This window comes from Geodermatophilus sp. SYSU D00708, assembly GCF_054050115.1.
On sequence record NZ_JBJGYS010000037.1, the window covers coordinates 30170 to 43326 of the forward strand.

Consider the following 13157-nt stretch of genomic DNA (forward strand, 5'->3'; position numbering starts at 1 on the left):
GCAGGCGCGGATCTGTGGACCGCCCGGCGTCGTCCACAGGCGCGACCGGCCTCCGGGGCGGCGGCGGGGGAGCATGCCCGGCATGGGGACGACGACTGCGGACGAGACCTGGCTGCGCGACCTGCTCCTCGCCGGCCACTGGCTCGACGACCCGCGCGACGCCGACGAGACGGCCGCCGTGCTGGCCGCGCGAGACCCCGCCGTCGACGCCGCGGGCCGGGCGACCCGGGCGTTGCTCTCCGCCCTCGCCGAGGCCTGGGAGCGGGGGTGGCAGCCGGCCGACGTCGTGCACGCGGTGCGCCGCCAGGCGGCCGGCCGAGCGGCGCGGCTGACCGTCGCGCTGCTCGCCGAGGACGCCCGGCGGACCGACGCCGCCGCGCGGGCGCCCGAGCCGTGGGTGTCCCAGCTGCGCGAGCTGGGCGCCCTCGACCCGGGCGACGGGGACGTCGTCGCCGCCTGGCACCGGGCCGAGAGCCGCCCCGCCGCCGAGGCCTGGCGCGGTGTGCTGCACGTGGCCGGCGTCCTGCGCACGCTCCCCCGGATCGACCGGCTGGTGCCGCCGCCCTCCCGGTGGGGCACGGAGACCCGCCGCGCGGAGCCCGCCCCGGCCGCCGCCGACGCACGGCTGCTGCGGCGCATCCGCAGCCTGCTGGCCAAGGCGGAGTCGACGGAGTTCCCGGAGGAGGCCGAGGCGCTCACCGCCAAGGCGCAGGAGCTGATGGCCCGGCACGCGGTCGACGCCGCGCTCCTGGACTCGGGCCGCCCCGGCTCGGCCGGGGCGGTGGTCGGCACCCGGCGGGTGCACGTCGACGACCCGTACGTGCGGGCCAAGATGCAGTTGCTCGGGGCGGTCGCGGACGCCAACGACGTGCGGCTGGTCTGGTACCGGAGCCTGGCCATCGCCAACCTGGTCGGCATCCCCTCCGACCTCGACGCGGTCGAGCTGCTGTTCACCTCCCTGCTGCTGCAGGCGGGCCCGGCCCTCGCGGCGGCCGAGCGGTCCGCGGCGCGGGGACCAGCGTCCCGCCCCTTCCGGCGGGCGTTCCTGCTGGGTTACGCGGGCCGCATCGGCGAACGACTGCGGACCAGCCGCGAGCGGGCCACGTCCAGCGCGGCGGCGGAGCACGGCGTGGACCTGCTGCCGGTCCTGCGCTCGCGGCAGCAGGCGGTGGACGAGGCCTTCACCGAGCTGTTCCCCCGGGTGCGCACCAGCCGCAGCCGGGCGTCGATGGACCCTGCGGGCTGGTACGCCGGCCGGGCCGCCGCGGACTCCGCCGACGTCGGGTCCCGCCGCTCGCGGTTGCGGTGACCGCACCAGCCCCGCAGGGACGCGGTGCGCGGCACAGCACACCGGCGTTCCGTTTGCCGACCTCGGCCCCCGGGCAGCGGGAGCCGGTGCCCCGCAACAACGAGGACCACCCCGCCGGGGCGTCCCCCTCCGTCCGCACCCGCCGCGTCCGCGCGGTGGCTCGCGACCTCCTCGGCATCGAGGAGTTCCGGCCCGGCCAGGAGGAGGCGATGAAGGCGGTGGTCGAGGGGCGCGACACCCTCGCGGTGCTGCCCTCGGGCGCCGGCAAGTCCGCGGTCTACCAGGTCGCCGGCCAGCTCGCGGACGGCCCGGTGCTGGTCGTCTCCCCGCTCATCGCCCTGCAGCGCGACCAGGTCGACCGGCTCGAGGAGCTCGACGGCCTCGACGGGCAGGCCGCGCAGCTGAACTCGGCCCTGTCGGCCGGTGACCAGCGGGCCGCCCTGGAGGGCCTGGCGGACGGAACGGTCCGCTACCTGTTCCTCGCGCCCGAGCAGCTGGCCAAGCCCGAGGTGGTGGAGGCGGTCGCCGAGGCGCAGCCGGCGCTGTTCGTGGTGGACGAGGCGCACTGCGTCTCCGCCTGGGGGCACGACTTCCGCCCCGACTACCTGCGGCTGGGCGCGGTCGTCGAGCAGCTCGGGCACCCAACCGTGCTGGCGCTCACCGCGACCGCGGCGCCGCCGGTGCGCGCGGAGATCCTCGAGCGGCTGGCCATGCGCGACCCGCGGACCGTCGTCGCCGGCTTCGACCGTCCGGAGATCCGGCTGGAGGTCGAGCAGCACGCCGACGCCCACGGCAAGCAGCAGGCGGTCCTCGACCGCGTGCTGGCCGAGGTCGGCGACGGGCGGACGCCGGGCATCGTCTACAGCGCCACCCGCAAGGGCACCGAGGAGATCGCCACCGAGCTCACCGAGCGCGGGCTGCGGGCGGCGCCCTACCACGCGGGGCTGCGCAAGGCCGACCGCGAGGAGACCCAGCGGGCGTTCATGGACGACGAGCTCGACGTCGTCGTCGCCACGACCGCCTTCGGCATGGGCATCGACAAGCCCGACACCCGCTTCGTCGTCCACGCCGAGCCGGCCGACTCCGTCGACAGCTACTACCAGGAGATCGGCCGCGCCGGCCGCGACGGGCAGCCGGCGCTGGCGGTGCTGGTGTACCGGCAGGAGGACCTCGGCGTCCGCAAGTTCTTCGCCGCCGGCATCCCGGCCGAGGAGGAGCTGCAGCAGGTGGCCGGCCTGGTCGCCGCCGCGGAGGTCGCCGGAATCGAGGACGGCGTCGACGTCGAGCAGCTGCGCGAGGAGACCGGCCGGGGCGCCACCCCGCTGGCCCGCGACCTGAACCTGCTCGAGCAGGTGTCGGCGGTGGTGCTCGACGACGAGGGCGCCGCCCACCCGGCCGAGGGAGCGCCGAGCCCCGGGGAGGCCGCCTCGGCCGCGCACGAGCTGGCCGAGCACCACGAGCGGGTCGACCAGAGCCGGGTCGAGATGATGCGCGGCTACGCCGAGACCACCGAGTGCCGGCGGCAGTTCCTGCTCGGCTACTTCGGCGAGCAGCTGGAGAAGCCGTGCGGCAACTGCGACAACTGCTCGGCCGGGCTGTCCCAGGAGCAGCCGGCCGCCGACGACGACACCCCGTTCCCGGCACAGACGCCCGTCGAGCACGCCGAGTGGGGTCCGGGCGTGGTCATGCGGGTGGAGGACGACCGGGTCGTCGTCCTCTTCGAGGAGGTCGGCTACAAGACCCTCGCCCTGGCCGCGGTCACCGAGCACGACCTGCTGCGCCGCCGCGACTGAGGAAGGACCCCGCTGCCCCCCACGCCTCGCGAGCTCGGCGCGGGTCCCTGCAGCAGGGCCGATGCCGGCCTCGCGGGGCCACGGTCGGGTGACCTGGGCCGTTCGCCATGCGGACCAAGGTCACCGGCTCGATGATCAACACAACGACGGATCGGGCGGTCCCCGCCCGGCGGGAGGAGTACACGGGTGAAGGTCCTCGGCATCAACGCGATCTACCACGACCCCGCAGCGGCGCTCGTCGTCGACGGCCGCATCGTGGCCGCCGCGGAGGAGGAGCGCTTCAGCCGTCGCAAGCACGGCAAGCGACCCCTGCCGTGGAGCGCCTGGGAGCTGCCGGAGCTGTCGGCGGCGTGGTGCCTCGCCGAGGCCGGCGTCCACCCCGAGGAGCTCGACGCCGTCGCCTACTCCTTCGACCCCGCCCTGATGGGGACGCCGGAGGAGTCCGGGCTGAACGACCCCGGCGACGTCATGCGGAAGATGTACGCGGAGAAGGCCCCCGAGTTCCTCGCCCACGCGCTGCCCGGCCTCGACCCGGCCAAGGTCCGCTTCGTCAAGCACCACGTGGCACACGCGGCCTCCGCCGGGCTGGCCGCCCCCACGCCGTCCAACGCCGTGCTCGTTCTCGACGGCCGCGGTGAGGCGCACAGCCACCTGGCCGGCCGCTACGTCGACGGGCAGCTGGAGGTCCTGGCCGGCCAGGCGCTGCCGCACTCCCTCGGTCTGATGTACGAGGAGCTCACCGACCACCTGGGCTTCCTGCGCAGCAGCGACGAGTTCAAGGTCATGGCGATGGCCTCGTACGGCAAGCCGCGGTTCCTCGGCGAGCTCACCGAGCTCATCCGGGCCACCGACGACGGCGGCTTCCGCACCGAGCGGATCGACTTCTCCGAGTTCGCGCCCCGGCTGGGCAAGGGCGACGACTGGACCCCGGACCACGCCGACCTCGCCGCCTCCGTCCAGCAGCGGCTGGAGGAGGTCATGCTCGACCTGGCCCGGTGGCTGTACGAGCAGACCGGCGAGCGCACGCTGACCCTCGCCGGCGGCACGGCGCTGAACTGCGTCGCCAACACCCGCATCTACGCCGAGACCCCCTTCGAGGACGTGTGGGTGCAGCCGGCCGCCGGTGACGCCGGCACCGCGCTCGGCAGCGCCCTGCACGTGGCCCGCGTGCTCGGCGAGCAGACCGAGCCGATGCCCGGCGCCGACCTCGGCCGCGGCTGGTCCGACGACGAGATCGAGCAGTGGCTGCGGACGGCCGCGATCGACTACGAGCGGCCGCACGACGTCGCCGACGCCGTCGCCGCCGTCCTGGCCGACAACGGGATCGTCGCCTGGTTCCAGGGCCGCAGCGAGTACGGCCCGCGCGCGCTGGGCCACCGGTCGCTACTGGCCCACCCCGGGTACGAGGCCAACCTCGAGCGGATGAACAACGTCAAGGGCCGCGAGCAGTTCCGCCCGGTCGCGCCCATGGTCCTGGCCGAGCGGGCGCCGGAGATCTTCAGCCGGGGCCCGATCCCGTCGCGCTACATGCTCTTCGTGCACGACGTCGCCCCCGAGTGGCGCGACCGCATCCCCACGGTCACCCACGTCGACGGGACGGCGCGCATCCAGACCGTGGAGCGGGCCGAGGAGCCGCTGGTCGCCCGCATGCTCGAGTGCTTCGAGCGGCGCACCGGGCTGCCGGTCGTGGTCAACACGAGCCTGAACACCGCCGGCCGGCCGATGGTCGACGACCCGCGCGACGCCCTGGAGTGCTTCGGTTCGGCCCCGGTCGACCTGCTGGCGATCGGCCCGTTCGTCGTCCGGCGCCCGAAGCCGACGCCGCGCTGAACCGGTCGGCGGGGCGGAGCGAACACCCGGGTGACGGGACCGGACCAGCAGGTCACGGTCAGGTGACGGTCGTCCCCCCGACGGGGGGCGGCCGTTAGCGACCGCGACCTGCGGGTATTTCCGGCTCCGGGCCGTCCAGAACAGGGCGGGCCGATTACACCTGGGAGGACCATCCATGTCCGCAGCACCCGGCGACGCCGGCACCGGCCGGGGGGCCATGACCTGGCCCCAGGCCCTGGCGCTGGCCTTCGGGGCGATCTACCTGATCGTCGGCATCATCGGCTTCTTCGTCACCGGCTTCGAGGGCTTCTTCGCCCACGACACCGGCAAGACCCTGCTCGGCTTCGAGATCAACGGCATGCACAACGTCGTGCACATCGTGATCGGCATCGCCGGGCTGCTCCTGGCGCGCACCCTCGCCGGGGCGCGCACCTACGGCTGGCTGCTCGCCGTCGGTTACGGCGCGGCGTTCGTCTACGGCCTGATCGCCATCGGGGAGACCTGGGACTTCCTGAGCATCAACGCCGCCGACAACGTGCTGCACCTCCTGACCGCGCTGGTCGGTCTGGTCATCGCGCTGGGTCCGGTCCGCAGCGCCGTGGGCGGTCGATCCACGCGCGTCTGAGGACGGACCACCGCGCCACGCACCCGGAGGCCGGGTCCCGAGCAGGGGCCCGGCCTCCGGCCTGTCCGGGGCACCACCCAAGGTCCCTGCGGGCACGGTGACCAGGGGCACTCGACAGTGCGACCACGCGGTCGCCTACTGGCGTGCGCACCGCCGCAGGCTCCGGCTCCCGGAGGCACCGCCGTGGACGACGACCCCGTGCTGCGGGCCCTGGGTGAGGACCTCGCCCGCGAGGACCCCGACCTGGCCGCCCTGCTGTCTGCCGGCCCCCAGCCGACCGCCGCGCCGCGCGACCACGGGCGGGTGCTGGTCTGGCTGGCTTTCACCGCCGTCCTGACCGCCGCGCTCGCGCCGGTGCTCCTGGGGCCGATGGCGTTCGGCCTCCTGGGCATCGCCGTGCTGGCCACGCCGCTGCTGGTGTGCCACTGGCTGCTGTCGCCGTCCCCACCGGAGGACGACCCACCGCCCCCGTGACCCGCGTCGGGAGCTCTACGTTGCGGGCATGGACTTCTCCCTGTCCGCCCGAGCCGAGGACGTCTGCGGCCGGATGTGGGACTTCATGCGCGAGCAGGTCTTCCCCGCCGAGCCCGTCTACGCGGCGTGGCGGGCCGCCCGCGGCCACGACGACCACGCGCACCCGCCGGTGCTCGAGGAGCTGAAGGCCGAGGCGCGCGAGCGCGGGCTGTGGAACCTGTTCTCCCCCGAGCTCGGCGGGCTGACCAACCTGGAGTACGCCTCCGTCGCCGAGATCACCGGCTGGAGCCCGACGATCGCCCCCGAGGTGACCAACTGCGGGGCGCCGGACACCGGCAACATGGAGACGCTGATGCTGTTCGGCACGCCCGAGCAGAAGGAGCGCTGGCTGCAGCCCCTGCTCGACGGCGAGATCCGCTCCGGCTTCGCGATGACCGAGCCGGACGTCGCGTCGTCCGACGCCCGCAACATCACGACCTCGATCGTCCGGGACGGCGACGAGTACGTCGTCAACGGCCGGAAGTGGTGGACCACCGGCGCCGCCGACGAGCGGTGCCAGGTCTTCATCGTGATGGGGAAGACCGATCCGCAGGGCCCGGCGCACCGCCAGCAGTCGATGGTGCTGGTGCCGCGGGAGACCCCGGGGCTGGAGATCGTGCGGCACCTGCCGGTCTTCGGGTACCAGGACCAGCACGGCCACTCGGAGCTGGTCCTCACCGACGTCCGCGTGCCGGTGGGCAACCTGCTCGCCGGCGAGGGTGACGGGTTCGCGATCGCCCAGACGCGGCTCGGCCCCGGACGCATCCACCACTGCATGCGCGCCCTCGGCATGGCCGAGCGGGCCCTGGCGCTGATGGTCGACCGGGCGCAGGGCCGGGTGGCCTTCGGGCGGGCGCTGGCCGAGCAGGGCACCGTCCGCGAGCTCGTCGCGCTCTCCCGGCTGGAGATCGACCAGGCCCGGTTGCTGGTGCTCAAGACCGCCGACCTGATCGACCGGTACGGGGCCAAGGGTGCCCGCACCGAGATCGCCGGCATCAAGGTGGTGGCGCCGCGGGTGGCCTGCGAGGTCATCGACCGGGCCATCCAGGTGCACGGCGGTGCCGGCGTCAGCGACGACACGGTGCTCGCCCGCTTCTACGCCGCCGCCCGCACGCTGCGCATCGCCGACGGGCCGGACGCCGTCCACCTGCGCTCGGTCGCCCGCGAGGAGCTGGCCCGCGACCGCCCGTTCGTGGGCTGACGGGACATCCCGGGCTGAGCGGAGTGCGGGGAGTGAGGATTCCTCGCTGTCCGCACTCCGCTGACCCGGGGTTGTCGGCGCCCCGTGCCACGGTGCGGGGATGACCGGTCCCGTCCTCGTCCTCGGCGCCACCGGGACCACCGGGCGCCGCGTGGTCCAGGCCCTCCGCGAGGCCGGGCACGCCGTGCGACCGGCGTCCCGCAGCAGCGCCACGCGCTTCGACTGGTCGTCCCCGGAGACCTGGCAACCGGCGCTGGACGGCGTCGCGGCGGTGTACCTGATGGCGCCCGACGGCGTCCCCGTCGACCCCCGGTTCGTGTCGCTGGCCGCGGAGAGTGACGTGCGCCGGATCGTGCTGCTGTCCAGCGGCGCGGTCGAGGAGATGGGCGACGCCCGGCTGCTGGACGCCGAGCGGGCGGTGCGCGACTCGGGGGCGGAGTGGACGGTGCTGCGGCCGAACTGGTTCGACCAGGACTTCGACGAGGGCTTCTTCCGCGACGCGGTGCTCGCCGGCGAGCTGGCGCTGCCCCTCGGCGACCTGCGCCAGGCCTTCGTCGACGCCGGGGACGTCGCCGCGGTCGCGGCGCTCGCGCTGACCACCGACGGTCACGGCGGCCGGACCTACGAGCTGCACGGCCCGCGGGCGCTCTCCTTCGCCGAGGCGCTGGCGGTCATCGCCGGAGCGGGCGGTCCCCCGGCGCGCTTCGCCGGCGACCCCGCCGCGTACCGCCGCGCCCAGCTGGACCTCGGCCGCGACCCCGCCGAGGTCGAGGCGGAGATGGCCGCGTTCGCCGGCCTGCGCGCCCGCGGCGACGACGAGCCGGACGACGCCGTCCGCCGCGTCACCGGTCGCCCGCCCACGCCGTTCGAGGAGTACGCGCGGTCGGCGGCCGCCGGCGGCGCCTGGCGCGGTCGGTGACGTGCGGGCGGGCGGCCGCTGCCCTCAGGGCGCCAGCGTCGAGCCGAACCCGCCGCCGGCCAGCTTCGCCATGAGCTGCGTGCGGTCCAGCCCCACGGCGGCGAGCGCCTCGCCGTCCCGGTCGGTGTCGATCTCGTCGGGCAGCTGCGCCTCGACCTCGTCCGCCGTCTCGTTGTCGCCCTCGGTGCGCAGCACCCGGAGCAGCTCCTGCTTGTCCAGCTTCACGACTGACCTCCGCTCGGTCGCCGACAGACGCGGTCCAGCGTGATGCCGGTCGTGTCGGCCCGCAACGGCGTCAGCGACGCTGCGCCCGGCGGTACAGGAACGCGGCCACGCCCGCGAGGACGACGCCGAGGAACAGCTGCGCCACGCCGACCCCGGCCTGGTCGCTGGCGAACCAGGTCGGTGAGGACACCAGCAGGACGACGGCCACGCCCGCCACCAGCAGGGCCACCTGTCGCTCGCGGCGCGCCGCCGGTCGGGGAGAGCTCATGGAGCCGACCCTAGGCCCTTGTCATGCAAGCACCTGCTTGCGTATCGTTCCGACGTGGGCGACGTGTTCAAGGCCCTCGCGGACCCGACCCGGCGCGCGATCCTCGACGAGCTCCAGGAGCGGGACGGTCAGACGCTGTTCGAGCTGTGCGCCCGGCTGGTCACCAAGCACGGGCTCACCTCGTCCCGCCAGGCCGTCTCCCAGCACCTGGACGTCCTCGAGGACGCCGGCCTGGTGCGGACCCGCCGCGAGGGCCGGTACAAGTTCCACTCCCTGGACACCGGGCCCCTCCGGACCATCACCGAGCGGTGGCGGATCGACCCCTGAGGAGAACTCGTGCGCATCAACCTCGTCAGCGTCCTCGTCGACGACCAGGAGAAGGCCCTGCGCTTCTACACGGAGGTGCTGGGCTTCGTGAAGAAGACGGAGGTGCCCCTGGGCGAGCACCGCTGGCTGACCGTCGTCTCCCCGGAGGCCCCGGACGGCGTCGAGCTCGTGCTCGAGCCCGACGGGCACCCGGCCGTCGGGCCGTTCAAGGCCGCGCTGGTCGCCGACGGCATCCCGTTCACCTCGTTCGCGGTGGACGACGTCCCGGCGGAGTACGAGCGGCTGAAGGGGCTGGGCGTCACCTTCACCCAGGAGCCGCTGACCATGGGGCCGGTGACCACCGCCGTCCTCGACGACACCTGCGGCAACCTGATCCAGCTCGCGAGCACCTGAAGGACCCCGTCCTCCCCACCCTTCGCAAGCTCAGGACGGGACCCGGGACGGGGCCACGGCGAGCCCCTGGACGAGGTCCTGTTTCAGTCGGCGCGGTTCGGCGGCTCCCCCGCGTCCCGGGCGGCCTGCGCCTGCGCGGGGTCGTAGGCGCAGGCGTCCCCGACGTCGGTCACGGCCTGCGCGTCGCCCTCCGGGGTGCCGGCCGGCGGCGGCGTCTGCTCGGCCGGCGTCGGTGCGGCGGTGCCGTCGGCGCCGTCCGTGGAGTCGTCCGGAGCCGGGGCCGGCGCCAGGGCGTCCTGCACGATCTGCCGGATCAGGTCGTAGTCGGGGTAGGCCGGGGTGATCACGCTGTCGTCGAAGACGACGCTGCGCACCTCGGCGTCCTTGACCAGGAAGCCGAGGTCGACGAAGTCGTCCAGCGCCGACCGCGGGATGTCGGTGCTCACGATGTCCTGGGTCGTCGCCGCCAGCTCCTGGTAGCGCTCCAGCAGGGTGACCGGGTCGGCGGCGTCGATGATCGCGTCGATGGTGCAGCGCTGGCGGGCCATCCGGTCGTAGTCGGTGAGCCCGTAGCGACCGCGGGCGAACTGGAGGGCCGTCCAGCCGTCCATGTGCTGGTTCGGCCCCGGCTCGATGTAGTCGTCCGGCAGCTCCTCGCCGGTGATCCCGTTGATCGGCACGTAGTAGTTGACGTTGACGGTGATCCCGCCGAGCGCGTCGACCAGCCGGCTGAACCCGTCGAGGTTGACCAGCACGAAGTAGTCGATGTGCAGGCCGAGCGCCTCGCCGACGCCGAGCTTGAGGAAGTCCGCGCCCGGGTCGTCGGTGGGGCCGAGGATGTCGGGGTGCGAGGCCGGCCCGGTGCGGTAGACCGCGTTGAGCAGACTGTCGGCCTCGTTGGCGCCCTCGAAGCCGTCGGGGTAGACCTCGGCCAGCGGGCTGTCCTCGGGGAAGGGCAGGTCCTCGAGGTTGCGCGGGAGGCTGAACAGCGTCGTGTCACCGGTGTCGGTGTCGATGCTGGCCACGATCACGGTGTCGGTGCGCACGCCCTCGCGGCCGATGCCGCCGTCCCCGCCGAGCAGCAGCACGTTGACCCGCTCCTGGTCGCCGAACGGGTCGGGGGTGTCCTCGACCGTCGCCGACCGCCGGTCGTCGGCGAAGAGGTCGTCGAGCAGCCCGCGCTGGGCGGTGGCCACCTCGGCGGCCCGGAACGACGGGTACCCGATCCCGGCCAGCAGCGCCAGGACGACCACCGCCCCGAGCGCCTTCCGGACGCCGGACGTGCGCTCCGGCAGCAGCGCCCGGTAGCCGGCGACGACAACGAGCATCCACAGCAGCGCCACGGCGACGACCCCGGCCAGCAGCCAGCCCAGCGACGCGGTGTCCAGCGCGATCCGTACCGCGGTGCGCCGTCCGGCGGTGGCCAGCCAGACCGCGCCGCCGACCAGGAGGGCGAAGAGCACCAGCGTGACGACGCCGAGCTTGCGGCGCCCGGCCGCGAGGAACGCCGTCCCCGGCACGATCGCGCCGAGGACGGTCAGGCCCAGCGCCGACCAGAAGGAGCGCCCACGGGTCTCGCGGGTGTAGACCGGTCCGTGCGGCGGTGGGAGGGGTCGTGCCGCCCCGATGGGCTGGGTCGCGTCCTCGTGCTCGCTCACGGGCACGCCTGTGCAGGACGGATCCGGGTCATTCGACCATGGTCCCACTCAGAACCCCTCCGTACCGGCTGTTCCGCGCGTCCCACCTGCGGTGCACCCGATCGGAGAGGCCCGATGCGTGACGTCGGTCCCGCCAGGGAACCCCGGCAGGGAGCCGACCGACGTCCACGGACCGACCGGAGGTCCCCATGACCCGCACGTCCCCCCACGCGGCGGTGCTCCACGAGCTCGAGCCGGTGGTCGCCCAGAACCTCGACCGCCACCTGACCGTCGCCAAGGAGTGGCACCCGCACGACTACGTCCCGTGGTCGCGGGGGCGGGACTTCGCCTTCCTCGGCGGCGAGGACTGGTCGCCGGAGCAGTCCCGGCTCGACGAGCCGGCGAAGGCGGCGATGTTCGTCAACCTGCTCACCGAGGACAACCTGCCCAGCTACCACCGTGAGATCGCCACCCGCTTCGGCCGGGACGGCGCGTGGGGTCAGTGGGTCGGCCGGTGGACGGCGGAGGAGAACCGGCACGGGGTCGCCCTGCGCGACTACCTCGTCGTCACCCGCGGCGTGGACCCGGTCGCGCTGGAGCGGGCCCGGATGGACTACATGACGCTCGGGTACGACTCCGGGGACAAGACGCCGCTGGAGGCGGTCGCCTACGTCTCCTTCCAGGAACTGGCCACCCGCGTCTCGCACCGCAACACCGGGCGGGCCACCGGTGACCCGGTCGCCGACCGGCTGCTCGCCCGCATCGCGACCGACGAGAACCTGCACATGGTCTTCTACCGGAACCTCATGGCCGCGGCGTTCGACATCGACCCCGACCTCGCCATGCAGGCGGTGACCAAGGAGGTCGTCGGCTTCGAGATGCCCGGGGCCACGATGGCCGGCTTCCGCAGGAACTCCACGCTCATCGCCAAGGCGGGGATCTACGACCTGCGGCTGCACCACGACGAGGTGGTCAGCCCGGTGCTGCGCGCGTGGCGGGTCTTCGACCGCACCGACCTCGGCCCGGCCGGCGAGAAGGCCCGGGAGGAGCTCGCGGGGTTCCTGGCCGGCCTCGACGCACAGGCCACCCGCTTCGTCGAGAGCCGCGACCGCGCCCGCGCCCGCGAAGCCGCCCGCCAGGACTGAGCGGAGTGCCAGGGCGCGGGAGATGCGCCCCTCCCACTCCGTAAGGTCGTTCCACGTGCGGCTGGCGACCTGGAACGTGAACTCCATCCGCAGCCGGGCCGACCGCGTGGTCGCCTGGCTGCAGCGCTCGGACGTCGACGTCCTCGCGCTGCAGGAGACCAAGTGCCGCGACGACCAGTTCCCCGAGTCCCGCTTCACCGACCTCGGCTACCAGGTCGCCCACGTCGGCTATTCGCAGTGGAACGGCGTGGCGATCCTGTCCCGGGTCGGCCTGGAGGACGTCGAGATCGGCTTCCCCGGCCAGCCCTGCTGGGGCGAGGACCCCGACACCGAGGCCCGCGCCCTGGGGGCCACCTGCGGCGGGGTGCGGGTGTGGAGCCTCTACGTGCCCAACGGTCGCACGCTCACCGACCCGCACTACGAGTACAAGCTGCGCTGGCTGGAGGCACTGCGGACGACGGCGTCCGGCTGGCTCGCCGCGGACCCCGCCGCCCCGGTGGCCCTCGTCGGCGACTGGAACATCGCCCCGCAGGACGACGACGTGTGGGACGTGCGCGTCTTCGCCCACTCCACGCACGTCTCCGAGCCAGAGCGGGCCGCGTTCCGGGCGATCGTCGACGCCGGGTACGCCGACGTCGTCCGGCCGCACACGCCGGGCCCCGGCGTCTACACGTACTGGGACTACACCCAGCTGCGCTTCCCCCGCCGCGAGGGCATGCGGATCGACTTCGTCCTCGGCTCCCCCGCCCTGGCCGCCCGCACCACCGGCGCGCGCATCGACCGCGAGGAGCGCAAGGGCAAGGGCGCCAGCGACCACGCGCCCGTCGTCGTCGAGCTGGCCGACTGACGAAGGCCCCCTGGGGGGGGGGGGGGGGGGGGGGGGGGGGGGGGGGGGGGGGGGGGGGGGGGGGGGGGGGGGGGGGGGGGGGGGGGGGGGGGGGGGGGGGGGGGGGGGGGGGGGGGGGGGGGGGG

14 protein-coding genes are annotated in these 13157 nt (G+C 74.5%); 11 read left to right on the plus strand and 3 right to left on the minus strand.

Going from position 1 to position 13157, the window contains the following annotated elements; translation table 11 throughout:
* Positions 1-82: 82 nt before the first annotated feature.
* The 7 genes from ACI79D_RS22305 (at position 83) to ACI79D_RS22335 (ending at position 8190) form a co-directional block, all read left to right on the plus strand.
* Complete coding sequence (locus ACI79D_RS22305; RefSeq protein WP_456920698.1) at positions 83-1309, plus strand: DUF2786 domain-containing protein; 1227 nt, start codon at positions 83-85, stop codon at positions 1307-1309.
* A 155-nt stretch (positions 1310-1464) separates the two neighbouring features.
* Entirely contained in the window at positions 1465-3102 is a 1638-nt protein-coding gene (locus tag ACI79D_RS22310; protein WP_456920699.1) for a RecQ family ATP-dependent DNA helicase, read from the plus strand.
* A 186-nt stretch (positions 3103-3288) separates the two neighbouring features.
* Positions 3289-4932, plus strand: coding sequence for a carbamoyltransferase family protein (locus ACI79D_RS22315; protein WP_456920701.1), 1644 nt, complete (start codon positions 3289-3291; stop codon positions 4930-4932).
* A 175-nt stretch (positions 4933-5107) separates the two neighbouring features.
* Positions 5108-5557, plus strand: coding sequence for a DUF4383 domain-containing protein (locus ACI79D_RS22320; protein WP_456920702.1), 450 nt, complete (start codon positions 5108-5110; stop codon positions 5555-5557).
* Between the two features lie 183 nt (positions 5558-5740).
* Positions 5741-6031: a DUF3040 domain-containing protein gene (locus tag ACI79D_RS22325; RefSeq protein ID WP_456920703.1), complete on the plus strand. Its 291-nt coding sequence runs from the start codon at positions 5741-5743 to the stop codon at positions 6029-6031.
* 28 nt (positions 6032-6059) lie between these two features.
* Positions 6060-7271, plus strand: coding sequence for an acyl-CoA dehydrogenase family protein (locus tag ACI79D_RS22330; protein WP_456920704.1), 1212 nt, complete (start codon positions 6060-6062; stop codon positions 7269-7271).
* Between the two features lie 100 nt (positions 7272-7371).
* Positions 7372-8190, plus strand: a complete 819-nt coding sequence (locus ACI79D_RS22335; protein WP_456920705.1) for an SDR family oxidoreductase — start codon at positions 7372-7374, stop codon at positions 8188-8190.
* A 24-nt stretch (positions 8191-8214) separates the two neighbouring features.
* Here ACI79D_RS22335 and ACI79D_RS22340 read toward each other — a convergent pair whose 3' ends face one another.
* Together ACI79D_RS22340 and ACI79D_RS22345 are read right to left on the minus strand one after the other, a co-directional pair.
* Positions 8215-8415 (minus strand): hypothetical protein, encoded by a 201-nt coding sequence (locus ACI79D_RS22340; protein ID WP_456920706.1) that lies wholly within the window; start codon positions 8413-8415, stop codon positions 8215-8217.
* Between the two features lie 70 nt (positions 8416-8485).
* Positions 8486-8683: a hypothetical protein gene (locus ACI79D_RS22345; RefSeq protein ID WP_456920707.1), complete on the minus strand. Its 198-nt coding sequence runs from the start codon at positions 8681-8683 to the stop codon at positions 8486-8488.
* A gap of 54 nt (positions 8684-8737) precedes the next feature.
* Between ACI79D_RS22345 and ACI79D_RS22350 the strand changes: the two genes are divergently transcribed.
* Positions 8738-9010: an ArsR/SmtB family transcription factor gene (locus ACI79D_RS22350; RefSeq protein ID WP_456920708.1), complete on the plus strand. Its 273-nt coding sequence runs from the start codon at positions 8738-8740 to the stop codon at positions 9008-9010.
* Positions 9011-9019: 9 nt separating this feature from the next.
* Positions 9020-9403 carry a VOC family protein gene (locus ACI79D_RS22355; RefSeq protein WP_456920709.1) on the plus strand — a complete coding sequence of 128 codons (384 nt, stop codon included), beginning with the start codon at positions 9020-9022 and terminating at the stop codon, positions 9401-9403.
* Between the two features lie 83 nt (positions 9404-9486).
* On the opposite strand, the gene ACI79D_RS22360 is transcribed toward ACI79D_RS22355, so the two are convergent.
* Positions 9487-11061: an LCP family glycopolymer transferase gene (locus tag ACI79D_RS22360; protein WP_456920710.1), complete on the minus strand. Its 1575-nt coding sequence runs from the start codon at positions 11059-11061 to the stop codon at positions 9487-9489.
* A 188-nt stretch (positions 11062-11249) separates the two neighbouring features.
* Here ACI79D_RS22360 and ACI79D_RS22365 point away from each other — a divergent pair, with 188 nt between their 5' ends.
* Both ACI79D_RS22365 and ACI79D_RS22370 read left to right on the plus strand, forming a co-directional pair.
* Positions 11250-12185, plus strand: coding sequence for an acyl-ACP desaturase (locus ACI79D_RS22365; protein WP_456920711.1), 936 nt, complete (start codon positions 11250-11252; stop codon positions 12183-12185).
* Positions 12186-12240: 55 nt separating this feature from the next.
* Entirely contained in the window at positions 12241-13032 is a 792-nt protein-coding gene (locus tag ACI79D_RS22370; RefSeq protein WP_456920712.1) for an exodeoxyribonuclease III, read from the plus strand.
* Positions 13033-13157: the final 125 nt, after the last annotated feature.